We start from the raw sequence: 23,429 nt of genomic DNA on the forward strand, positions 1-23,429 counted from the left end.
GTACTCAACCAAGGACACAGCAACAGGTTATTCCGGCTTCTCGCCTTCGGGAGGCTGCGTATAGTGAGGCTCAGGCTGCGCATATTGGGCATCATAGGCCCTGACGATGCGCCCGACAAGCGGGTGACGCACAACATCGACATCCTTGAAGCGCACGAAGGAGACACCTTCCACGCCCGCCAGAATATCCAGAGCCTCGACCAGGCCGGATTTGACGCCCCGCGGCAGGTCCACCTGGCTCGGGTCGCCGGTAATGATCATCCGCGAATTTTCGCCAAGCCGCGTCAGAAACATCTTCATCTGCATGGATGTGGTGTTCTGCGCTTCGTCAAGGATGATGGCCGCATTGGCCAGCGTGCGTCCGCGCATGAAGGCAAGCGGGGCAATTTCGATTACGCCGGCAGTAATCGCCCGCTCCACCTTGTCGCCCAGCATCATGTCATAGAGCGCGTCATAGAGCGGTCGCAGGTAAGGATCGACCTTTTCCTTCATATCGCCGGGCAGGAAGCCCAGCCGTTCGCCCGCCTCGACCGCAGGACGCGACAGGATGATCTTGTCGACCGCGCCACGTTCCAGCAATTGCGCGGCCTGCGCCACGGCCAGATAGGTCTTGCCGGTGCCAGCCGGGCCGGTGCCGAAGACCAACTCGGACCGTTCCAGCGCCCGCATATAGGCATCCTGGGTGGGCGTGCGGGCAACAATGGTCTTCTTGCGGGTGGAAATCTGCGCCATGCTGAGCTTGGCCTTACGCTCCAGCGTCGGCAAGGTCAGCTGGTCGTCGGCGGCCACCGCCATGCGGATCGCGCCTTCCACGTCGGAGGCTTCGACACTGCCGCCGCTTTGCAGCCTGGCATAGAGGAAGTCGAGCGCCCGGCGCGCCTGGTTGGTGGCCATGATGTCGCCGGAGATGGACACGGAATTGCCGCGTGCACTGGCATTGATATTCAGCCGTTGCTCCAGCAATTTCAGGTTTTGTTCGAACTGGCCGAAAAGCTCGCTGGCATGCCGGTTGTTCTCGAACGTCAAGATGAAGTGATTGGCGTCGGTCGCGGCGGTTTTGGTGTTGCGCGAGGGTGAGGTTACCACTTCTGGTGCGTTCAAGCGATCAGGCTCCCTATCGGAATTCAGTCCCTGCCCTCACTCTAACTCTCTGCCACCTCGGCAAACAAGCTGTTTGGGCCGATATCCGTGATTCGTACCTGAATAATGTCGCCTATTTGCGAAGGTTTTGCATCAACATTCACAGACTGCAACCACGGGGACCGGCCGATAATCTGTCCCGGCATCCGGCCCGGCTTTTCCAAAAGCAGGTCCATGGTCTGGCCCACCAGCGAGCGGGCAAAGTCATGCTGTTGTTTTAACAACAGTTCCTGCAACCGAGCGAGCCGTTCGGTCTTCACGTCCTCGGCCACATGGTCGGGCATGTCGGCACCGGGCGTGCCTGGACGTGGCGAATATTTGAACGAAAAGGCCTGTGCATAGCCGACCCGCTCGACCAATTTCATTGTGTCTTCGAAATCCGCATCCGTTTCGCCGGGAAAACCGACGATGAAATCGCCTGATATGGCGATGTCGGGACGCGCCTCCCGGATACGATCGACGAGTGCAATATAGTCGGCAGCCTTATGCCGGCGGTTCATCGCCTTCAGGATCCGGTCGGAACCGGACTGTACCGGCAGATGCAGATAGGGCATTAACATCCGCAGATCGCGATGCGCCTCGATCAGCCGCTCGTCCATGTCACGCGGATGGCTGGTCGTGTAGCGAAGCCGGGCAAGACCCGGAATTTCGGCTAGCTTATAGAGAAGATCGCCAAGGCCCATCTCGCGACCGTCCGGTCCCTTGCCATGCCAGGCATTGACGTTCTGACCAAGCAGGGTGATTTCGCGCACGCCGCTTTCCACCAGTCTCTGGGCTTCACCCAGCAATTGGGCAAGCGGCCGGGAAACTTCGGACCCACGGGTATAAGGCACCACGCAGAACGTGCAGAACTTATCGCAGCCTTCCTGCACGGTCAGAAACGCCGTGATCATCCGGCGCTTGCCAACGATCTTGGTTGGATCAGGCAGATGTTCGAACTTGTCTTCCACGGCATAGTCGGTATCGACCACCCGCTCCCCGCCCCGCGCCCGCCTCAAGGCCTGCGGCAGGCGGTGATAGGTCTGCGGACCGACAACCACATCGACGCCCGGTTCGCGGCGGACGATTTCCTCGCCCTCGGCCTGGGCGACGCAACCGGCCACGCCGATCATGAATTCCTCGCCTCTTGCGGCGCGAATCTTTTTCATTTCACGCAGCCGGCCCAGCGCCGAATAGACCTTGTCGGCGGCCTTTTCGCGGATATGACAGGTATTGAGCAGCACGAGGCTGGCTTCTTCCATATCCTCGGTCGATTGATAGCCTTCAGCCACCAGCGCATCGGCCATGCGGCTGCTGTCATAGACATTCATCTGACAGCCATAGGTCTTGATGAACACCTTCTTCTGCGGCGCAGGTTTTTGCTGGGCAGAGGTATTGTCAACCATGGCGGACACCGGCTCTACCGATGCTGAAAGGCTTGAAATTTCCTGGGTCATGGCGCGCTTTTATACCAATGATCGGCATTAGCAAAGAGTGCCGCCTCATCCCAATGAAAAGCGGCGAAACGAAAAGGGATAGACAGCCCGTTTTCTATCGTCTGCTATTCGATAGTCCGGCCTATCAGCTTTGACAGCAGCATACGGCGGATCTCCGCTTCCACCCTGGCGCTCACCCGTTTGCGATTGCTGTCCTTCGTATAGGCAACCGGTGCACCGAAGCACACATCGACATCCACCGCCGCCACCTTGAGCAGACCGGCCAGATGCGGTCCAAGCGTGACATCGCCCGGCCAACTGACCAGTGGCCGATGGAAGCGGCCCATCGGCATGCCATGGATGCCCGTATAGGCGATGGCAACCGGCTGCACATAAACCACACCATCCGGGGCGAGCGGCACCGCCATGGCGGCAGCACCAAACAACGAGGACTTGACCGGCAGCAGCCGATTGCCGTCCGACGTCGTGCCTTCGGGAAACAGCACGACGATTTCGCCATCCGCCATGCGGGCCGCAATGTCATTGACCTGCTCGCCTGAAGACCGTTTTTCCTCGCGGCGAATGAAAATGCTTTTTTGCAGCTTGGCCAGCGTCCCGAAAATCGGCCATTCGGACACTTCCATCTTGGCGATGAACACCACATCGGCAATGGAGCTCAGCACCAGAATATCGGTCCAGGAACAGTGATTGACGGCCAGCATCAACGGTCTTTGCCATTCCGGCAGGCCATGCACCCGCACCCGGATACCAAGAACCAGACAGGCAATCCTGTGCCAATAGCGCGGCAATAACCGTCGTATTTTCAGATCAAACGCCAGGCCAAGCAATTGCAGCGGCAGCATAATCAGCGTGACGGCGACAAGCAGCGCCAGCATGAAGACAGTTCGGATGGTGATGATCATGGCTGCCACGAACAGCCAAAGCTTGCCCTGCTCACGGCTCGTCCTTCGCCAATGGCACGCCATAGAGTTCCAGCCGGTGATCCACCAGCCGGAAGCCATGTTCTCGAGCAATTCGCTCCTGGAGCGCCTCGATCTCGGGTGAGCGGAACTCGATGACCACGCCCGTCTTCAAATCGATCAGATGATCATGGTGTTCTTCCGGCACCGTTTCGTAACGGGAGCGCCCATCGCGAAAATCGTGGCGGGCGATGATTCCGGCATCCTCAAACAGCTTGACGGTGCGATAGACGGTCGAGATCGAAATTTTGGCGTCTATCACTGAAGAGCGGCGGTACAGCTCTTCGACGTCAGGATGGTCGTCGCAGCCTTCAAGAATGCGCGCGATGATCCGCCGCTGTTCGGTCATGCGCATGCCACGCTCCGCGCAGAGCTCTTCCAGCGTTTTCGGCGTCTCCGTCATGATGGTCCGGTTGCTCGTGAATTTCGATAGTCACGAGTTAGCGAAGATCGCGCCGCATGACAAGCGCCGCACTGCGACGACCGTTGGCATCGGCGTAATAAGCCGGTCTTTCGCCAGCTTTTTCAAAGCCGAGCTTGCGGTAAAGATTGATGGCGGGGTGATTGCCGTCATCCACTTCGAGGAACATGATTTCCCCGCCGCGCACCCTGGATTCACGCATCGCCCCCTGCATCAGCCGCCAGCCAAGACCGTTTCGGGCGCCCTTTTCATGCACGGCAATCGTCAGGATTTCCGCTTCGCCCGCCGCTTCGCGGGCCAGCACGAAACCGCTCAGCTGTGGCTTGAACATCAGCGTATTGGTCTGGCGAATCACGAAACCGAAGACATTGGGCTGCAAAAGCAGGCTTTCGAATGCGCCATCATTCCATGGCTGCGAAAACCGCTGGCCATGCAATTCCGACACGTCGTGGCAATCGTCCAGCTCCATGGCGACGATTTCAAACTCGGCTTTACGGGCAAAAATTGTTTCAAGCATAAGACCCTCCCCAGAGTCAGGATAAAATATGTTTATTCCGACATGCTCACGGCGCAGATTACCCGATAATTCCTAAGATCACCTGGGATTTATGGTGAAAATACGCAGCAGATTTAACTATATTGCGTTTATCATCTAAAAACCCACCAGCCCATCGTGCTCTAAAACGGGATCACGCCCGCGCCACGGCAAAACCTGCCTGCGGCTTGACATCCGGCCCCCGCAAGTAAAGCGGCTTAGGCTTGCCCGAGGCCTGCGCAACCGCTCCAAGCCTGACAATATCCTGCATCGGAAAGTGATCGGCTTCCACTGTTGCTGCCTCTTCACCCTCCCCTGCCGCGTCCTTCTCCAGCAGCCGACACGCCGAGCCTGTGATGCGTCCACCGCCATGGTCTACAAATTCAGCCGCTATCGCTCGAAATGCGTCCACCGACAGCAATCGAGCGTCATCCAGCCCGACAGCATCAGCACTGAACCCCTGGACATAGACTTCATCGCGCTTGGCATCCATCGCAGCAAGTACCGCAACCGCATCACCCCGCCTGCGCTCTGCCGCCGCCAGAACGGCGAGGGTTGAAATGCCGACGATATCAACCCCCAGCGCCAGGGCAAGGCCACGCGCCGCCGACAGGCCGACACGTATACCTGTGAAGGAGCCGGGTCCAATGGTGACCGCAACCCGCTCGACACCGGGCAGCGCGATTGAGGCCTCGTCCAGAACCGCATCGATCATGTCCATCAGCTTTTCGGCATGGCCACGGCCAATCGTCTCGCTTCTGGACGCCAGCATCCGGTCGAGAGCGCTGTCATACAGGCCAACGGCGCAATCAACGCCAGAGGTGTCGATTGCCAAAAGGATCATGCCTGCTCGCTTTTCATTGCCTGACGTTTCACATTTCTCGAAAGCGCGGCAACCTGAGGGACGCCGCGCCCAAACCGCATCAAACGGCTTCGACTTCCTGCACTTCGGGAATGAAATGGCGCAGCAGGTTCTGCACGCCATGCTTCAGCGTCGCGGTGGAGGACGGGCAACCCGCACAGGAACCCTTCATGTTGAGAAACACCTTGCCATCCCGGAATCCACGGAAAGTGATATCGCCACCGTCCTGGGCGACAGCCGGACGCACCCGGGTTTCCAGCAGTTCCTTGATGGTGGCAACGATGGCCTCATCGCCCTCGTTGAAGAACTCACCATCCGACGCCTCATCTCCGGCGACAGCGCTGCCCATGATCGGCGCGCCGCTCATGAAATGCTCCATGATCGAACCGAGGATGGCTGGCTTCAGATGCGGCCATTCGGCGGTATCCTTGGTGACGGTCACAAAGTCATAGCCAAAGAACACGGAGGTGACGCCGGGTATGGCAAACAGCTTTTCAGCCAGTGGCGAGGCCATGGCCGCTTCCCGGTCGCGGAATTCAGCCGTGCCGTTTTCCATCACCACCTTGCCCGGCAGGAATTTCAAAGTGGCCGGATTGGGGGTGGATTCCGTCTGAATGAACATCACAAACTCCTTGCGAACCGGCAAAGCCTGGTTCGATTTAGAATGCTTCAAAAATAAACCTTCGCAGGTCCTGCTTCAAGCACTGGCTGTAAATAAACATCTTATACCACAGCACCGAAGATGCCGAGGCAGCCTCACCTTGAAGGCATGTCCAGTCTCGCTTTTCAGCAAAGCGCGTCGATTTCTTCATTGCTCAGCGTATCCGGCAGCACCAGTCACCGGAATGGGAAACGCCTGTGCCCGCCCGGCGATCATCGATACCAGCGGGCCAGGCCCGTCCTTGGCAGAACCGGCGGCCAGAACGAGGATGGCGATATCGCGATCTTCCTCAATCACCGCCTGAATCTGCTCGGCGGCACTGCCCTCGCGGATGACGATTTCCGGCTCAAGCCCAATGGTTTCACGCACCGTCTGGGCGGATTTTGCCATGACCGCATCGGCGGCTTCCCGGGCCTCGGCCCGCATGATTTCCTCGACACCCAGCCATTGCTGGAAATCGCCCTCGGGAATCACATAGAGCAGAACCAGCCCGCCATTCGAATTCTTGGCGCGCCTTCCAGCATAATGGACGGCGCGGGAGCATTCCGGCGTATCGTCGATGACCGTCAGAAATTTTCGTCGGTGCCCGTCAAGACGCGATAGACGTTTCGATACCATGGCCTGCCCTGTTCGTCAGGCCGGATCGACCGGCCCCGATAACCGTTACCTGATGACGCATGACACCTGCCACGCATCATCATCAAAGCTTAGAGTCTGTCAGGTTCAGATTGAACCAGACAGACCCTCGATTCTTTTTTGTCGTTTGTCTTTTCGGGAAAACCGGTTTCCACTTTTCCCTGACAAACTCTAGCGCACGAAACCGATAATGTCGCGGATTTCCGTCATGGTTTTTTCAGCCCGCACCCGCGCCCGCTCACCACCGTCGCGCAACACGGCATCGATATGAGCGGGATCTCCCGTCAACCGGCGCATTTCACCGGTGATCGGCGACAGAACCTCGACAGCAAGTTCGATCAGAGCAGGCTTGAACACCGAGAACTGCTGCCCGCCGAATTCCGCCAGCACCTCGGCTTTGGTCTTGTCGGCAAGGGCTGCATAAATGCCAACCAGATTATCGGCCTCCGGCCGTCCGGCCAATCCATCCGTTTCGCTTGGCAGGGCATCCGGATCGGTCTTGGCCTTGCGGATCTTCTTGGCAATCGCCTCGGCATCGTCCATCAGGTTGATGCGCGACAGATCCGAAGGATCGGATTTCGACATTTTCTTGGTGCCATCCTTCAGGCTCATCACCCTGGGGGCCGGACCGTCGATCAACGGCTCGACCATCGGGAAATAGGCATGCACCGGCTCGTTGCCGACGGTGATGTCGATGCCAAGTCCAGTCGGGCGGATCTGCTGGGCAAAATCCAGGTTGAACTTCATGGCGATATCGCGGGTCAGTTCCAGATGCTGCTTCTGGTCATCGCCCACAGGCACATGGGTGGCGCGGTAGACAAGGATGTCGGCAGCCATCAGGCTTGGATAGGCAAACAGGCCAAGCGAGGCCTGCTCACGGTCCTTGCCGGCCTTATCCTTAAACTGGGTCATCCGGTTCATCCAGCCGATGCGGGCGACACAGTTGAAGATCCAGGCCAGTTCGGCATGCTGTGGCACCTGGCTCTGGTTGAAAACGATATGCTTGACGGGGTCGATACCCGCCGCGAGAAAAGCCGCCGTGATCGACCGGATCTGACCGCGCATATCCTCATGCACCAATTGCGCCGTCAGCGCATGCAGATCGACGACGCAATACATGCAGTCGTTATTCTCCTGGAGCGCGACGAATTTGCGGATCGCGCCGAGGTAATTGCCAAGATGGAGATTGCCCGTAGGCTGAACACCGGAAAAAACCAGCGGCTTGAATTCGCTCATGATTGACCTCAGCAGACTTGTGGAGGGCCTGATACCTCGTGTGGATTTACAGCGCTTATGCACAGGCAGGCGTTTTCGATCAAGCGGGGAAAGGCTGAGGCGCGATTATAATTTTGGCTCGATCAGATCCCAGAGATTGCCGTAGAGATCTTCGAACACGGCGACCGTGCCGTAGGGCTCGTAACGCGGCTCTTCCTGAAAGGCGATACCATCAGCGATAAACGCCGCATGATCGCGGGCAAAGTCATCCGTTTCCAGAAAAAAGGCAACCCGGCCGCCGGCCTGGTTACCGATTGCCGCCACCTGTTTTTCTCCATCCGCCTGCGCCAGAAGCAGCCCGGCACCGCCTTCAGCGGCAGAAACAACCACCCAGCGCTTGCCATCGCCCAGATCGATATCTGCTTTGCAGGCAAAGCCCAGCTTGCCGCAATAAAAGGCCAGCGCCCGATCATAGTCATCCACCACAAGGGTTACGGTGGCAATGCGTTTTACCGGCCTATTCTGCGTCATCGGCGGCCTCGCTTGTCGTCGCGCGCCCCTTGCGCTTCAGATTGCGCCTGATCATGCCGAGATCCGCACCACCGATCAGGAAGGCCACTGAGAAATAGATCAGCATCGCCAGACCGATCTGGATGAACAGCACCAGCACCTTGTGCAGGAAGGGTGAACCGGTGCCTATATAGGGCGCGAAAAAGCCCGACAGCGCCATCAGCGCCGCGCCCATGATGAGCGCCGCCAGCAAAAGCCGCAGCGCCCGGGATACCAGCGCCCATTCCACCTGCAAATGTCCGCGCCGTACCAGCATGGTAAACAATAGAACCGTGTTGATGGCGCCCGCCGTCGCTTCCGCAATGGCGATGCCCCGCTCCTGCAACAGCGGAAACAGCGAAATGGCCAGCGCCGAATTGACCACCACCGAAATGCCGGTGAACCGCATCGGGGTTTTTGTATCCTCGCGGGCATAAAAACCGGGCTGCAAGGCCTTGATCATCACGAAACCGGGCAGGCCCAAGCCGTAATAGGCGAGGATTGCCCCGACAATAGCGGTATTATGCGCGGTAAATGCGCCGCGCTCATACAGCACCCGGATGATATCGTCCGACAGAACCCAAAGCCCGACCGCCGCTGGCAGGGTCAGGAACAGCACGAATTCGATCGACCTGTTCTGGATGGTCGAGGCCTCACGCCGGTGATCGGATTTCAGCGCCCGTGCCAGTTCCGGCAAGAGCACCACACCAACGGCAACGCCCACCACGCCCAAGGGCAGTTGATAGATACGGTCGGCATATTGCAGAGCGGCAATCGCCCCATCCTTGGAGGAGGCAATCGCCTGGCCGATCAACTGGTTGATCTGGGTAATGCCGCCGGTCACCGCTGCGGGGACGGCCAGCACCAGCAACCGTTTCACATTGGGAGTGATCTTCGGCCATTTGAAGCCGAGCCTTATCCCCGCATGGCGCACGCCGATATAGACCACCAGCAGTTGCAAAATCCCGGCCACCAGCACCGACCAGGAGAGATACCAGGCGGTCACGACAGGCTCGACACCATAGTAGAGCGCATAAAACAGCGCACTGATCATCACCAGATTGAGAAAAATCGGCGCGACGGCGGCGGCGAAAAAGTGATGCAGCGAATTGAGCATGCCGCTCAACATCGCCGTGAGCGACATGCACATCAGATAGGGAAACATCACCACGGCGAGACGCACGGTCAGCGAAAATTTTTCCGCGTCATCGGCAAAACCCGGAGCGATGACAAACCGCACCAGGAGCGGCATGGAGAGCTCCATGGCGATTGTGATCAGCAACAGCACGGTAAAGAGGACGCCGAAGACTTCTTCGGAAAAACGCTTGGCGCCGTCCAGTCCGTTTGCCTCGATCTCCTTGGAAAACAGCGGCACGAAAGCGGCGTTGAAGGCGCCTTCGGCAAACAACCGGCGAAACAGGTTGGGAAAGCGGAAAGCCGCATAAAACACATCGGCCATCGGCCCGGTACCCAGCGCCGCCGCCATCAGGGTTTCGCGGGCAAAACCGAACAATCGGCTGCCAAGCGTGGCGCCGCCAACGGTCATGAACTTCTTGACGAGGGACATATCAGACGCGGGCTTTCTTTTCAGCAGCCGGGGATTTTGTCGCGGCGGGCGCGATAATGCCCGATGGCATCTGCTCGCGCAATTCGTCGGGCTGCTCGCTCATCACCGCTTTCAGCCGAACTGAAATGGACCCCTGCCGGTTTTCATTGGTGATCTTCTGGCCAACCAGATCGATGACATAAAAAGTATCGATGACCTTTTCGCCAAAGGTGGTGATACGGGCCGAGTGAATATCGAGCGACAGATCTGCCAGAACCGCCGTGACTTCGGCCAGCAAGCCGATGCGGTCGAGACATTCGATCTCGATCACCGTAAACTTATTGGAGAGGCTGTTGGAGATCGTCACATGCGGCTTGACGGGAAAAGTCTTGTTGCGTTTGCGGCCCTTGGTGCGGGTGGCAATCACTTCCGGCAGGCGCTTTTTGCCCGCCAGCACGTCTTCAATCATCTTGCTGATCGTATTGCCCCGGCGCATCTCATCCTCATCGATGGGAAACTCCCTATTGATGAGAATGGTATCGAGCGCCCGGCCATCGGAGGTGGTGAAAATCTGCGCATCGGCAATATTGGCGCCCGCCGCCGCACAGGCACCGGCAATGATCGACAACAGGCGCGGATGGTCGGGGGCAAGCACCGTGATCTCGGTGATCGCGTGGAAGGAATGGGTGCGGACCATGGTTGCCAACGCCTGATCGGCCTTGTCAGCCTGGCGGATAAAATGGGCATGGCGCACCTGGTCTTCCAACGGCACCGTCAGCAGATAGGGTTGATAATGCAGCTTGGTATAGGTCTTCTGGTCCTTCTGGCTCCAGTCCGACAGGGCCGCCGCCAATTGCTCGGCAGCCTGTTTGGCGCGCTCCTTGCGCGGGCTTTCGGAGAAGCCGCCTGATAGCAGCAATTCAGTTTCATAATAGAGCGTGCGCAGCAATTGGCCTTTCCAGCCGTTCCAGACGCCCGGACCGACAGCACGGATATCGCAGACCGTCAGAACCAGCAGCATGCGCAGCCTGTCAAGCGACTGCACCTTTTCGGCAAAATCGGTAATGGTCTTGCGGTCGTGCAGATCACGGGTCTGGGCAACCATCGACATCAGCAGATGCTGTTCGATCAACCAGACCACCAGTTCGGTCTGCTTGTCGTTCAAACCGAGACGCGGTCCGAGGCGCCGGGCAACCTTGGCACCGGCAATCGAATGGTCTTCCTGACGGCCCTTGGCGATGTCATGCAGCAGCACCGCGACGAACAGCACAGTGCGCTCCTCTATATTCGGCATCAGCTTGACCACCAACGGATGGATCTCGGCATGCTGCCCCTGATCGACCTCGGCCAGAACGCCGACCGAGCGGATCAAATGCTCGTCCACGGTATAATGATGATACATATTGAACTGCATCATCGAAACGATCCGCCCGAAATCCGGGATAAACTTGCCCAGCACGCCCGCTTCGTTCATCCGGGTCAGCATCAGCGCCGGGTCGCGTTTGGAGGTCAGGATGGAGAGGAACAGCCGGTTGGCCTCCTCGTTCTCGCGGAAATCATGATCGATCAGCGGCAGGCAGCGGGTAATCGCCTTTAATGCATCGGGATGGAATTCAAGCCCGTGCAGGTCAGCGACATGGAAAAAGCGCATGATATTGATCGGATCACGCTTGAAAATATCCGGACCGGACAGAGCAATCCGGCCCCTGTCCTCGATGAACTCAGGCGTGCCGGGAATGCGCCGGGGCCGATGGGCAAAACGCCCGATGGCTGCGGTCAGTCCTGGAGCGGCCTTCGCCTGCTTGTCCTCCAGACTGGCACAGACGATCCGGGTCAGGTCGCCGACATTCTTGGCGACATGGAAATAATGCTTCATGAAACGCTCGACCTCCGAAAGGCCGGGACGGGCATTATAGCCAAGATTGCGGGCGATTTCCGGCTGGAGATCGAAGGACAGCCGCTCTTCCGGCTTGCCGGTGGCGAAATGCATATGGCAGCGCACCGCCCAGAGGAAATCATCGGATTTCTGAAACATCCGCCATTCCTGGCGCGACAGAACACCCAGCTTGACCAGGTCGGCAGGATCGGAAATCCGGTAATAATATTTGGCGATCCAGAACAGCGTGTGCAGGTCGCGCAACCCGCCCTTGCCTTCCTTCACATTCGGCTCAACCAGATAGCGGGTGTCGCCAGCCTTGCGATGCCGTTCATCGCGTTCGGCCAGTTTGGCGGCAATGAATTCAGGCGCGGTCTTTTCAACCACCTCCGCATCAAACCGTTTCTGCAATTCGCCAACCAGCAACGCTTCGCCGCAGATGTAACGGGTTTCGAGAATGGCAGTCCTGATGGTCATGTCGGTGCGCGACAGCCGGATGCATTCCTCAACCAGGCGAGTGGCATGTCCGACCTTGAAACCCAGATCCCAGAGAATATAAAGCAGAAATTCCACCGCCTTGCGGGCATCCGCCCCGGCCTTGACCGACAGCAGGAACAACAGATCGATGTCGGACCCCGGAGCGAGGGTGCTGCGGCCATAACCGCCAACAGCAGCCACGGCAAATTCATGCTGGGTGGTGGGGTAGACCGCCTGGGTCACCATGCGATGCACCAGCGCGATCAGATTGTCCTGGAGTTTGGAAATCATCCCGGCGCATTCCAACCCGCTGCCATTGGCGATCAGATGGCGCAGGGCCGCCTCCCGGCCATCCGTGCTTGCCTTTTTCAGCAAGGGGAGAATGGCGGCCCGCGTTTCCGGCACCTTGCCATTCTGCAGCACGATGGACATGCATTCCGCCTCCAATGCCTTGAAATCGGGGAGGGTTGCGTCTGATGGATCGTGCTTTGCCATGATCGTCCGGTTATCTGTTCCCTGCCGCTTGGAATGAGGCGGCTTTTGTCTGTAACGGGTTTAGCGTTTTTAAGGCGCTGCGGGCAACAGGATAGCCAACAATTCCTAAAATCCGTTGACTGAGCCAAACCAGAAAGCTCAGAACCCAAAAAGCAATACGAGCCTGGATCAGGATTTCGCCAATCAGGATTTTGCCAGAGTGGTTTTCAGGTCGTAAAGCGCATCCAGCGCCTGCCTTGGCGTCAAATCGTCCAGATTGAGGCCGCGCAAGGCCTCTTCCACCGGCGAAACCTGCGCCCCAGCCCCCGTCCGGCTCTCCCGCCTTTGACTGACCTGAAACAGCGGCAGATCATCAATCAACTGGCTCGCCGGATTTTTGCGGTCGGCATCTTCGAGCTGCGACAGGACGGCGCGAGCGCGCTCCACCACCATGCCCGGCAGCCCGGCCAAACGCGCCACCTGGATGCCGTAGGAGCGGTCGGCCGCACCGGCTCCAACCTCGTGCAGGAAAATCACGTCGCCATGCCATTCCTTGACTTTCATGGTGACGTTCGACAGCCGGACAAGCTTTTCAGACAGCGCCGTCAGCTCGTGAAAATGCGTGGCAAACAGCGACCGGCAGCGATTGACCTCATGCAGATGCTCGACGGTCGCCCAGGCAATCGACAGACCGTCGAATGTCGCCGTACCACGTCCGATCTCATCGAGAATGACCAGAGACCGCTCGCCCGCCTGATTGAGAATGGCCGCCGTTTCCACCATCTCGACCATGAATGTCGAACGGCCCCGCGCCAGATCGTCGGAGGCACCGACACGGGAAAACAGCCGGTCGACAATACCGATATGCGCCGACCCGGCAGGCACGAACGATCCCATCTGGGCGAGAATGGCAATCAGCGCATTCTGGCGCAGAAAGGTGGATTTACCACCCATGTTCGGACCAGTCAGCATCCAGATCGCGCCGTGCTTCTGATCGCCGACCGGTGAAAGATCGCAATTATTGGCGATGAAAGGGCTGGCTGCCTGTTTGCGCAAGGCCTGCTCGACCACCGGATGACGCCCGGCGACAATGGAAAACATTCTGCTGTCATCAACCAGGGGCCGACAATAGCCCTGCTCCTCGGCCAGCACGGCAAGACCGGCGGCCACATCGATGACCGCCAGCGCGCGCGCTGCTTTTTTGATGGCCTCGGCCTCGGTCACGACCGCCTGACGCATTCGCTCAAACGCCGCAAGCTCGATTTCCAGCGCCTGTCCCGCCGCATTGGCAATCCGGCTTTCGAGATCGGCCAGTTCGGTCGTGGTAAAGCGCATGGCATTTGCCATCGACTGGCGATGGATAAAGCGGGCCTTGGCCTCACCCTCAATCAGCGGCCCGGCATTGCCGGCGGTGACTTCGATGAAATAGCCCAGCACATTGTTATGCTTGATCTTCAGCGACTTGACGCCGGTTTCCTCGGCATATTGCAATTGCAGCCCGGCGATCACCCGGCGCGACTGGTCGCGCAGCGCCCGCACCTCATCCAGCCCCTCATCGGCGCCCTCTCTCAAAAACCCGCCATCGCGTTTCAACAACGGTAGATCTTCCGCCAGTTGCGAGGCCAGCAGGTTTTCGAGCGATGGCGATAGCATTTCGAGATCGGTGAGCGCCGAGGCAAGCTCATCCGGCAGCACCGCGCCTCGCAGCAACCCGGCCACATCGCCTGATGTGGACAATCCATACCGGATTGCCGCCAGATCTCGTGGCCCACCCCGGTCCAGCGCCAGCCGTGACAGCGCACGCGGCATATCGGGGGCGCGTTTCAAAAGGTCGCGCAGCCGCTCACACAAAAAACCGTCCGTCAACAGATAAGCGACCGCATCCTGCCGCTGCGCAATCGCCACCACTTCCGTCAAAGGCGACATCAGCCGCTCGGCCATCAGCCGGGCACCGCCGCCGGTTACGGTTCGGTCAATGGTATTGAGCAGGGAGCCCTGTTTCTGGCCGGAAAGGGTCTTCACCAATTCCAGGTTGGCGCGGGTGGCTGCGTCAATGAACAGCGTCGAGGACGAGGATTGCCGCTCAGGCAAGCCCAGTGGCGGACGCTCGGACATCTGGGTTTTTTCGACATAGGCAATCGCCGCCGAAGCTGCTGCCATTTCCGGTCGTGAAAATCCGCCGAAACCATCGAGTGTCTTGACGTTGAAATAGCGCGTTATGCGGCCCTCCGCCGAAGCGCTGTCAAACAGCACCGATGGCTGCGGCACGACCACGCGACCAAGCACATCGAAGGCTGGCTTCAGGTCCGGGTCCTGCATCAGGGTTTCGGCGACGATCACCTCACGCGGCTCGATGCGGAAAATATCCGCCAGCAGCCGGGTGGTATTGGTTTCAGCCAGACGGAAGACGCCAGTGGAAATATCGATCCAGGCCAGCGCCAGTTCATCGCCGCTGCCGCGCACCCGTGCCAGCGCCATCAGATAATTGGTCTCCGATGGCGACAGCAGTTTTTCTTCCGTCAGCGTGCCGGGCGTGACCAGACGCACCACGTCACGCTTGACCACGGATTTGGAGCCGCGCTTCTTTGCCTCAGCCGGGTCTTCCACCTGCTCGCAAACAGCGACACGAAACCCCAGCGTGATCAGCTTTTGCAGATAATCGTCAGAGGCATGCACGGGGACGCCGCACATCGGAATATCTTGGCCCAGATGCTGACCGCGCCTGGTCAGGGTGATGCCGAGCGCCCGCGAGGCCTCGACGGCATCCTCGAAAAACAGCTCATAGAAATCACCCATCCGGTAAAACAGCAGCGAACCGGGATTGTTCGCCTTGATTTCAATATACTGTTCCATCATCGGGGTCGCCGTTGCACGGCTTTCTTGCGAAGTCAGGGCGGCGGTGTTCAACACATCCGGTCCGGCAGCTTTGTCGATGATCACGGGTTCACGCTTTGCAAAATTGAGAATATCGGGACATGGTCGCGTCCAGATGACATCTAACGATGTTCAAGCCACAATGACAACCGATGCAGCGGCAAGCCACCCCCCTGCCCACAAAAAGCTGCGGTCACACAAAGATCAATCGCTCCAACCTTCGAGAAAAGGGCTTACCTTGGCGATCCGGGACATATCCTTGTCAATCTTACCATTCAGCCGCAGCCCGAAGGACGACATCGACGGCCTCTGCTGTCATTGGAACGAGCCTGATCCACACGGTTCCCAGCTTATTTTATGGTGAGTTTCTTTTTAGCCCGTGATCTTTTCGAGCAAACCGGGCTTCGGCATTCCCGATATCAATCTAGCTCGCAAACCGCCCGGCATCAGCACCGTAATAATTCACGTAGCGATCGGAAATGCTGGTGATTGGCAGGACGATCAGCACATCGGTGGTGTTGAAGGCATGATCGACCACGGCACCGGTGCCGATCATTGCGCCTAGACGCAGATAACCCTTGACCAAAGGCGGCATGGCGGACAGCGCCTTGCGGGCATTGACGATTTCGGATGGCATCAGGTCCATGGGGCAGAACAGTTCCGGGCGGGCGCGAACCGCCCATTCGCCACGGGCTTCGGCATTCTGTGCCAGAAAGGACAGAGCCAGCGCATGCTGTTCCGGCTGCACGCCCGGGAAAGAGGCACAGCCGATCATGGCGCTCATATTGTGGCGCAGCGCATAGGCCCAGTTTCCTTGCCAGAGCAACTCCACCGTCCGCTTGGTGCGATAATTCGGCAGGACACAGGAGCGGCCAAGCTCCATGAAGCGCTTGTCGGGATGACGGGCAACCAGATCGTCCAGAGCAAATTCCGAGGCAGAATAGAAGCCGAAATTGGCCAGCGCCACTTCATGGCGCAGCAGCCGGTAGGTGCCGACGATCTGGTCTTCCGGATCACCCTCGATAGCGTGGTCCAGCACCAGAAGATGATCGCAGATCTCATCGAAGGCATCGATATCGCGCTTCTGCCGCATGGCGTCGGGCGGCAGCGTGGCATTCATTTCCTCGACGAACACCCGGTAGCGCACCGCCTGGGCCGCATCGATCTCACGTGCATTGCGGGCGAGCCTGGTTTCCAGCGTACCGATCCGGCCCAGCACATCGCCGCCAGGAGCGGACACCGCGCCGGAGGAACGCTCCGTTTCAGGTGTGACTGCACGATCAAGAAGTTCGACTGTCATGGCGGTTCATCCGGCTTTGTTCAAACATGACCTGTTAAACACGGATATGCGACAAGATGTTGACACAGGATACGCTGATTGCGATTTTTTACGGCGGTTTTCCCCGTAAAATCAACGCAAGCTCATAGATTATAATAGGAAAACAGCCTGGGATCTAGCCGTACAGTCTTGTACGATGTGTTTTCATCAGCGAGGCGATTTCATTCAGCAGGCGCTCGGGATTGACAGGCTTTTGCAAGACCAGATCCGCGCCGCTGGTCAGCGCCTCCGCCCGGGCGGCGTCCCTGAGATCGCCGGTCAAGACCAGGATGGGGCAGCGCGGGCGGCGTTTCAATTGCTCGATCATCCGCACATAGCGCAGAACTGAGCTGCCATCGCCGCCGGGCATGCCGAGATCGGTAATGATCAGGTCCAGTTTTACCGCCTCTTCCAAAGCCACTTCGCGCCGCAGGGCATCGAAATCATTGACCACGCCGACCATATGACCGGCTTTCTGCAAGACGGCCCGCAACAGGGTTGCATTGACGAAATCATCTTCTCCAACCAGAACATTCAGCACGTCCGGGACCTGTTTGCCCGGCTCCATACCTTCACCCGGCAGCAGGACATCTGCATGGGATACATCGGCGTCCTGCGTATCGACATGAGCCGCATCCACGCCGCTCATCAGCCCCCGCAGCACATCGCTCAAGGTTTGCTCACGCAGCGGTCTGATCAGCCAGGCATCGAAACCGGTCAGCGGCCGCACAGGCCGCTCTTCCGGATTGACCAGATAAATGCGTCGAATTTTTCCCAGACCGGACAGCCGTCTGGCGAGATTGGCATCGTAATCGGAAATGCAGCGATGATCGACGATCAGGTCCGTCAGCGTCGCTTCCTGCCTCTCGACCCGATCCAGCAGGTCGAGAGCCTCTTCGGTTTTCTTTGCCCAATGGCAAAACCCGCCAAGCGTGCGAATGGTCATGGACGCGCCTTCGGCTGCCGGACCATCGGGGGCCAACAGCAGAACGCTGGAGCCTGACAGCAGCGACTGCCGCTGGGAAACGGTGCGATCCTGCGCAATCGCCTTGGTTGGCAAGCGGATCTCGAAGGACGTTCCCCGTCCGCGAACGGTTTCAATAATCGACAGAGAACCGCCAAGCGCCATCATCAACCGCTGGGAAATGAACAGGCCGAGGCCCGTGCCGCCACTGCGCTGCACCGGGTCTCCGCCTTGCGAAAACTCGACGAACAGCCGGGTGCGCTCCTCTTCCGTCATGCCAGGCCCGGTATCGCGGACCCGCACCACCAATTCGCCGCCAATGCAGTTAGCCGAGACCAGCACACCGCCCTCGACGGTGAATTTCACCGCATTGCCGATGACATTGAACAGCACCTGGCGCAGCCGAGCGACATCGATATCGACTTCCTCGGGAACCCCAGACTGTGTCGTCGCGGCGATCTCGATGCCCTTGGCATGGGCGCGTGGCGACAACATCTCGACCACGCCTTCGATCAGACGTCTGGGGGAAACACGTTGATTGTGAAGTTCGAAATGGCCAGTTTCAAGCGTCGTATAATCAAGAAGGTCGGCAATCAGTTGTTGCAGGGATTCGCCCGCTTGCACGATGCCGGAAAGATAATTGCGCTGCTCTGGCGACAGATCGGTCCGGCCCAGCAGATGGCTCATGCCGAGAATGCCGTTCAGCGGCGTGCGCATTTCATGACTGACGGTGGCAAGCAGACGTGTGCGCACCAGTTCCGCACTGGCGATGGATGAAGGGACAGGGCTCTGCGTCTTCGATAGCATCTGCGCCTACTCCGGCAGCTGTCCGGCAAAGCCTTTCGGAAGAGGAGGATGAAACCCACCTGATCGGTGTGTTTTCCATCGTCCGGTATCCGGCGCGCCTACCCAGATCACGACATTTATCTGGCCGCACCACCAGCACCCTGCAAAAGACCTCAGGTGCGCTGTGGTGCTTCAAATCCGCTGCATAACTCTCTCATTAAACCAAAGCCGATTTGATGAATTATGCAGTAGCAAAGCCCCGTCAATGTTTTGTTACGGTCGGCAGACCACGTTCAATCTCGGTAAACCGACCCTCAATGCCGTGTGAAAAAACCGCTTGGGGCGAGCGGCTCACAGCATGTGAGAAATCCTGTTTCATGCCATGCTACACCTTTTGGGGAAAATTTCCATCGTTTGTTCGCCGTGGCCGAACGGGAAATTTCGCCTCTACCCTTTTGAGCGGCGCAGAACCAGCAGTTCTTCCAGCAGGATGAAGCCTGCCCCGATGGTAATCAGGCTATCAGCCAGGTTGAAGACCGCAAACGACCATGTCTCAGTATGAAACAGAATATAGTCCACCACATAGCCATAGGTGAAGCGGTCGATGATATTACCGAAAGCGCCAGCAATGATCAGGCAATAGCCCAGATGCGCAAACTGGTGATCGCGGCTGGTCTGACGCCAAAGCCAGGCGACGAAAGCGACGATGGCAAGCCGCATGACAACGATAACCCAGGCATCGAGATGCGACAGCATGGAAAAGGCCACGCCGAGATTATGGGTACGAAACAGGCCAATCATCGGCACAACAGGCACGAGTTCATGCATGGGCAAGCTGATCTCGACCGCATATTTGATCGCCTGGTCCAGAATCAGCAGCGCCAGGATGAACAGGATTGCCGGAACCGGGCGACAAAACAAGGCAGCGGAACGGGTCATTTGGCCTCGTCGAGGGTGAGAAGATGGCGACGGGCTTCAAACAGCATGACGCCGGTCGCCACAGCGAGATTGAGGGAATCGGCCAATCCGGCCTGGGGGATGCGCGCCAGCATATCGGCCCGGCTGGCCAATTCCTCCGGCAGGCCGGATTGCTCGTTGCCCATCAGCACCACGACCGGGCGGCGCTTGTAATCCACGGTACGGTAATCCACCGCACCGGCCAGATGAGTGGCAACGACGCTGACGCCAGCCTTCGACTTCCAGCCGAGAAAATCGGCAACCGTGGTCTTGACCAGCGGCAGCGCGAAAATCGAACCCATCGTCGCGCGGACCGTTTCCATGGCAAAGGGATCGGTGCTGTCGCCAATCAGCATGACGCCGGAGGCGCCTGCCGCATCGGCAGTGCGGATAATGGTGCCGAGATTGCCGGGATCACGCACCCGGTCGAGCGCCACCCAGGTGTCCCCCTCCGTCAGGCTGACATCCTTCAGCGCCTTCCAGCGCTGATCGAACACACCCGCCACCATTTGCGGATTGTCCTTGCGGGTAATGGAGGCCATGACCTTTTCGCTGACCTCCAGCACCATGCCGCCATGGGCGACAGTGCGCGCCGCGATCCGTTCCACCTGCGGCTTGCCCTTGGCGGCCTTCGAATAGATCAGGTAGCGCAGGCTCCAGCCGAGCTCGACCGCATCGATTACCAGCTTCAGGCCTTCAGCCAGAAAAGTCCGCGTCTCGTCGCGGGTCTTTTTCTGGGAAAGCGCCTTGATATCCTTGACGATCGGGTTGGCGAGGCTGGTGACTTCCTTCACCTGCCCGACCTTGCCCTGCGCGCCTCTTTCCGCGGCGCCAGCCGCAAAACCGGACGCGCCATCCTTGAAACCGTTGCTCATTTTGGAACCCATCTGCTGAACAGCGATGTGGACAAGGCCCTGCCGGATGTCTTGCCATCCAGCCCCGCCTCGCGCAGGACCAGTTCGCCGGACTCGACCAGGCCGCCCTTGCCGCGCATGGTCTCGCGCATCAATTCATGGATAGCGTAGAAGCTGGCGCGGATCGAATAGGCCGTCAGCACCAGGCCTTCGGCCTTCGGCGACAGGATTTCCCGGCACAGCGACAGCATCAGCGGCAGATGCTCAAACAGATGCCAGACCTCGCCGTTCGGACCGCGGCCAAATTTTGGCGGGTCGGTGAGGATGATGTCATATTGGCTGCCGCGTCGCTCTTCCCGCTGGATAAACTTCATCGCATCGTCGCAGATCCAGCGGATAGGAGCGCGATCGAGACGGCTGAGGGCCTGGTTTTCCCGCGCCCAACCGATTGCTTTCTTCGATGCATCCACATGGGTGACTTCAGCACCAGCCGCCGCTGCAACCAGCGAGGCGACGCCGGTATAGCCGAAAAGATTGAGCACCTTCAAAGGCCGCCCTTCCTTGTCGCCCTTCGCCTTCTCGATCCTGTCTTTCATCCAGGTCCAATGGGCAATCTGTTCGGGAAAGACGCCAACATGGCGAAAGGATGTGAAGCGCCCGAGAAAATCGACCCCCAGCAGCGACAATGGCCAGGTTTCGCCCAGCGCCTCGCGGGGAAAGCGCCAGCGACCCATGCCGTCCTCGTCGGTATCGCCGGAAAACACCGCATCGGCTTTTTCCCAGACATGCGGAGCAAGGCCCGGCGGCCACAAGGCCTGCGCTTCGGGGCGAACGATCCGATAGGGGCCGTATTGTTCGAGTTTCAGACCATGGCCACTGTCGATCAGATGAAAATCGCCAGCGCCCATCGATTCCAGAATGAGCGGCAGGTTTTCGCGGGGCAGCGGGCCTGGGCGAAGCGCCAACGGCGCATTGGCCGGTGCTGCCGCATCCTGCACAGGGTCTTTTTCCATGCGGGGCGATGGTGCGGAAACCCTCGCCGTTTCCCTTGCATCCGCACCTGTCTGGCTGCGGAGCGGCTTTTGCCCGGCAGTGCGATAAGGGGCAGTCCCCTTGCCGGCGGAAGCCGTGCCAGGAGAACGCTTATTGGGTGGTCGGCGGGATTTGTCTTTCACAATCGGCTCGGCTTTCCGATGACAGCGCCCTGAACCCACGACGAGCTTAGAATTGCACGCGCGGTTCTATGGTAACGCTTCATAACGACGGCATGGTCTCCTGGCCGTCTCCGGTTCAGGCATGGTATTTGGCTATAGCCACAATTCCTCACATCTGTCCGATCTAGGGAATTATGCAGTTGGGTGCCCGCGCAGATTATGCTCGACATCGAAAACATACATCCTGCGCGGCCAAGGCTGCGGGCCTTATCATTCAAACGCCGCAGAGAAAAGAGTGGCGAGCAGGTTAAGTTCCGGCAGCCATTAGAACTCTGGCGTCAAGGCGATGGCAACTGGTTCAAGTGACCGGATGACGCGATCTGCTCGGCTCGCTTCTTCTGCTGATCGGCCTCGCCACGCCATTTTACAGCTGCACGCGCCTCATGCCGGGCGCGTTTGCGGTGCTTGCCCTGGGTCAGCCAGGTGGCAAAACTGCCTGCCAAAGCGCCAAGTAAAAAAGTGATCAGCAGGAAAACGAAGAAGGGCGCGCCCGCCGACAGCATCTGATCATCAGGGCGGAATGGATTAAGCGCCAGCGTCACCCATTGCCGATTGGCGACACACAGCACGATCAGCACCACCGCCAGCGGCACCAGAATGACGATATTGAAAATCTTTTTGACCACCATCACGCATCTCCTGCCGGATCTTGCCGCCGCCGGGTTTTATCGTTGCCGATTACTGTCATCACGACGAAAAACCGGCAATCCTGCAACTCACAGACCAACGGCCTCTTCACCACGAATTGCGTCATCATATGGAAAAGGGCCGGGCTCATGCAAGGCCGGCCCGGATAATTCGCACGGTATCATTTGCATGATTTGCAGGCTCACGACATCCCGCAAGCCAATCCCGAACGGCTGAAGATCCGATCAATCGGCGTCGCCGTCATCCTCATCGTCCATGCCGGGATTGAGGCGCTCGCGCAATTCCTTGCCGGTCTTGAAAAACGGAACCCATTTTTCCTCGACGAAGACGGTGTCGCCCGTGCGGGGATTGCGTCCGGTCCGCGACGGGCGGTTTTTCACCGAAAAAGCGCCGAAACCACGCAATTCGACACGATTGCCGGACGCGAGCGCATCGGTGATTTCATCCAGAACGGCGTTGACGATGTTTTCCACGTCGCGGTGATAAAGATGCGGATTGCGTGCCGCAACGATTTGCACCAGCTCGGATTTGATCACGTTAACCCCCTGTTCGGTCTAGACAGTTCATTGAAAATCAGTTCGCCGGGCCCAGCCCGCCTCAAAAGCGGCAGACCAATGACCGCCAGCTTGTTCGGGGTGTAAAACACCATAAAAAATTGGATTAATCAATCGCTTAAGCCCACATGTCGCTGACGATTTCATATCCACGGCTCAATGCGGGCCAATTCGGACTGCAAAATCGGCAAACACAGCCGAAAAATGACCTACCCTCAAAGTATCCGGCCCTCACAGCATCCGGCCCCCACAGCATCCACATGCACGAGACAGATCTTCGTGCGGACACTGCCGAGGGTCGAGCATCGCATCGGCAAAGACGAGGGATAGTGTCACTCTCCCACAAAAGCCGCCAGCAGAAAGCTTGTAACAGACTTGAAAAAATCCATATTTCCAGCCAGTAACTGTCTTGAATGGTAGCTGGAAGCGGTTCACCCGGAAAACGGGTGACAAAATAACCGATCGGCTCTACG

The 23,429-nt window shown here is 58.6% G+C and carries 19 protein-coding genes and 1 pseudogene; all 20 read right to left on the reverse strand.

The window, feature by feature from the left end; translation table 11 throughout:
- Positions 1 to 27: 27 nt before the first annotated feature.
- Complete coding sequence (locus V6582_RS08485; RefSeq protein WP_156632992.1) at positions 28 to 1,101, reverse strand: PhoH family protein; 1,074 nt, start codon at positions 1,099 to 1,101, stop codon at positions 28 to 30.
- Between the two features lie 41 nt (positions 1,102 to 1,142).
- Entirely contained in the window at positions 1,143 to 2,576 is a 1,434-nt protein-coding gene (miaB, locus tag V6582_RS08490) for a tRNA (N6-isopentenyl adenosine(37)-C2)-methylthiotransferase MiaB (RefSeq protein ID WP_156632991.1), read from the reverse strand.
- Between the two features lie 104 nt (positions 2,577 to 2,680).
- Entirely contained in the window at positions 2,681 to 3,478 is a 798-nt protein-coding gene (locus V6582_RS08495; protein ID WP_156633076.1) for a lysophospholipid acyltransferase family protein, read from the reverse strand.
- 31 nt (positions 3,479 to 3,509) lie between these two features.
- The gene (locus tag V6582_RS08500; protein WP_070151459.1) at positions 3,510 to 3,938 is read right to left on the reverse strand and encodes a Fur family transcriptional regulator; all 429 of its coding nucleotides are present in this window, start codon (positions 3,936 to 3,938) and stop codon (positions 3,510 to 3,512) included.
- A gap of 37 nt (positions 3,939 to 3,975) precedes the next feature.
- Positions 3,976 to 4,473, reverse strand: coding sequence for a GNAT family N-acetyltransferase (locus tag V6582_RS08505; RefSeq protein ID WP_012654831.1), 498 nt, complete (start codon positions 4,471 to 4,473; stop codon positions 3,976 to 3,978).
- 172 nt (positions 4,474 to 4,645) lie between these two features.
- Positions 4,646 to 5,335: a tRNA (adenosine(37)-N6)-threonylcarbamoyltransferase complex dimerization subunit type 1 TsaB gene (tsaB, locus tag V6582_RS08510; protein ID WP_156632990.1), complete on the reverse strand. Its 690-nt coding sequence runs from the start codon at positions 5,333 to 5,335 to the stop codon at positions 4,646 to 4,648.
- 79 nt (positions 5,336 to 5,414) lie between these two features.
- Positions 5,415 to 5,975, reverse strand: a complete 561-nt coding sequence (locus V6582_RS08515) for a NifU family protein (RefSeq protein ID WP_156632989.1) — start codon at positions 5,973 to 5,975, stop codon at positions 5,415 to 5,417.
- A 164-nt stretch (positions 5,976 to 6,139) separates the two neighbouring features.
- Positions 6,140 to 6,632 (reverse strand): annotated as a pseudogene (locus V6582_RS08520) (universal stress protein).
- A 189-nt stretch (positions 6,633 to 6,821) separates the two neighbouring features.
- Positions 6,822 to 7,886, reverse strand: coding sequence for a tryptophan--tRNA ligase (trpS, locus tag V6582_RS08525; RefSeq protein ID WP_156632988.1), 1,065 nt, complete (start codon positions 7,884 to 7,886; stop codon positions 6,822 to 6,824).
- A 105-nt stretch (positions 7,887 to 7,991) separates the two neighbouring features.
- Positions 7,992 to 8,396, reverse strand: coding sequence for a VOC family protein (locus tag V6582_RS08530; protein WP_156632987.1), 405 nt, complete (start codon positions 8,394 to 8,396; stop codon positions 7,992 to 7,994).
- Entirely contained in the window at positions 8,383 to 9,981 is a 1,599-nt protein-coding gene (murJ, locus tag V6582_RS08535) for a murein biosynthesis integral membrane protein MurJ (protein WP_156632986.1), read from the reverse strand. The genes V6582_RS08530 and murJ overlap by 14 nt, the downstream gene beginning before the upstream one ends.
- A gap of 1 nt (position 9,982) precedes the next feature.
- Complete coding sequence (locus tag V6582_RS08540; protein WP_156632985.1) at positions 9,983 to 12,808, reverse strand: [protein-PII] uridylyltransferase; 2,826 nt, start codon at positions 12,806 to 12,808, stop codon at positions 9,983 to 9,985.
- 183 nt (positions 12,809 to 12,991) lie between these two features.
- Positions 12,992 to 15,643 (reverse strand): DNA mismatch repair protein MutS, encoded by a 2,652-nt coding sequence (mutS, locus tag V6582_RS08545; protein ID WP_234889774.1) that lies wholly within the window; start codon positions 15,641 to 15,643, stop codon positions 12,992 to 12,994.
- 442 nt (positions 15,644 to 16,085) lie between these two features.
- A complete protein-coding gene (locus tag V6582_RS08550; protein ID WP_156632984.1) occupies positions 16,086 to 16,961 on the reverse strand; it encodes a GNAT family N-acetyltransferase in 876 nt (291 codons plus the stop codon).
- A gap of 154 nt (positions 16,962 to 17,115) precedes the next feature.
- Entirely contained in the window at positions 17,116 to 18,750 is a 1,635-nt protein-coding gene (locus V6582_RS08555) for a hybrid sensor histidine kinase/response regulator (protein WP_156632983.1), read from the reverse strand.
- A gap of 426 nt (positions 18,751 to 19,176) precedes the next feature.
- Entirely contained in the window at positions 19,177 to 19,668 is a 492-nt protein-coding gene (lspA, locus tag V6582_RS08560) for a signal peptidase II (protein ID WP_156632982.1), read from the reverse strand.
- Complete coding sequence (locus tag V6582_RS08565) at positions 19,665 to 20,561, reverse strand: TrmH family RNA methyltransferase (RefSeq protein WP_156632981.1); 897 nt, start codon at positions 20,559 to 20,561, stop codon at positions 19,665 to 19,667. The genes lspA and V6582_RS08565 overlap by 4 nt, the downstream gene beginning before the upstream one ends.
- Positions 20,558 to 21,715, reverse strand: a complete 1,158-nt coding sequence (locus tag V6582_RS08570; protein WP_337739331.1) for a class I SAM-dependent methyltransferase — start codon at positions 21,713 to 21,715, stop codon at positions 20,558 to 20,560. The genes V6582_RS08565 and V6582_RS08570 overlap by 4 nt, the downstream gene beginning before the upstream one ends.
- A gap of 317 nt (positions 21,716 to 22,032) precedes the next feature.
- On the reverse strand, positions 22,033 to 22,380 hold the full coding sequence (locus tag V6582_RS08575; RefSeq protein ID WP_337739334.1) for a LapA family protein: 348 nt from the start codon (positions 22,378 to 22,380) through the stop codon (positions 22,033 to 22,035).
- A gap of 246 nt (positions 22,381 to 22,626) precedes the next feature.
- Positions 22,627 to 22,938, reverse strand: coding sequence for an integration host factor subunit beta (locus V6582_RS08580; RefSeq protein WP_012654814.1), 312 nt, complete (start codon positions 22,936 to 22,938; stop codon positions 22,627 to 22,629).
- Between the last annotated feature and the right edge of the window lie 491 nt (positions 22,939 to 23,429).

The sequence above is a fragment of the Agrobacterium vitis genome, assembly GCF_037039395.1.
GTDB classification, from domain to species: domain Bacteria; phylum Pseudomonadota; class Alphaproteobacteria; order Rhizobiales; family Rhizobiaceae; genus Allorhizobium; species Allorhizobium vitis_E.

Coding starts and splice junctions, on each gene's coding strand:
- miaB (WP_156632991.1), bottom strand. CDS start 2,576: ATGACCCAGGAAATTTCAAGCCTTTCAGCATCGGTAGAGCCGGTGTCC.
- V6582_RS08495 (WP_156633076.1), bottom strand. CDS start 3,478: ATGATCATCACCATCCGAACTGTCTTCATGCTGGCGCTGCTTGTCGCC.
- V6582_RS08500 (WP_070151459.1), bottom strand. CDS start 3,938: ATGACGGAGACGCCGAAAACGCTGGAAGAGCTCTGCGCGGAGCGTGGC.
- V6582_RS08505 (WP_012654831.1), bottom strand. CDS start 4,473: ATGCTTGAAACAATTTTTGCCCGTAAAGCCGAGTTTGAAATCGTCGCC.
- tsaB (WP_156632990.1), bottom strand. CDS start 5,335: ATGATCCTTTTGGCAATCGACACCTCTGGCGTTGATTGCGCCGTTGGC.
- V6582_RS08515 (WP_156632989.1), bottom strand. CDS start 5,975: ATGTTCATTCAGACGGAATCCACCCCCAATCCGGCCACTTTGAAATTC.
- trpS (WP_156632988.1), bottom strand. CDS start 7,886: ATGAGCGAATTCAAGCCGCTGGTTTTTTCCGGTGTTCAGCCTACGGGC.
- V6582_RS08530 (WP_156632987.1), bottom strand. CDS start 8,396: ATGACGCAGAATAGGCCGGTAAAACGCATTGCCACCGTAACCCTTGTG.
- murJ (WP_156632986.1), bottom strand. CDS start 9,981: ATGTCCCTCGTCAAGAAGTTCATGACCGTTGGCGGCGCCACGCTTGGC.
- V6582_RS08540 (WP_156632985.1), bottom strand. CDS start 12,808: ATGGCAAAGCACGATCCATCAGACGCAACCCTCCCCGATTTCAAGGCA.
- mutS (WP_234889774.1), bottom strand. CDS start 15,643: ATGATGGAACAGTATATTGAAATCAAGGCGAACAATCCCGGTTCGCTG.
- V6582_RS08550 (WP_156632984.1), bottom strand. CDS start 16,961: ATGACAGTCGAACTTCTTGATCGTGCAGTCACACCTGAAACGGAGCGT.
- V6582_RS08555 (WP_156632983.1), bottom strand. CDS start 18,750: ATGCTATCGAAGACGCAGAGCCCTGTCCCTTCATCCATCGCCAGTGCG.
- lspA (WP_156632982.1), bottom strand. CDS start 19,668: ATGACCCGTTCCGCTGCCTTGTTTTGTCGCCCGGTTCCGGCAATCCTG.
- V6582_RS08565 (WP_156632981.1), bottom strand. CDS start 20,561: ATGAGCAACGGTTTCAAGGATGGCGCGTCCGGTTTTGCGGCTGGCGCC.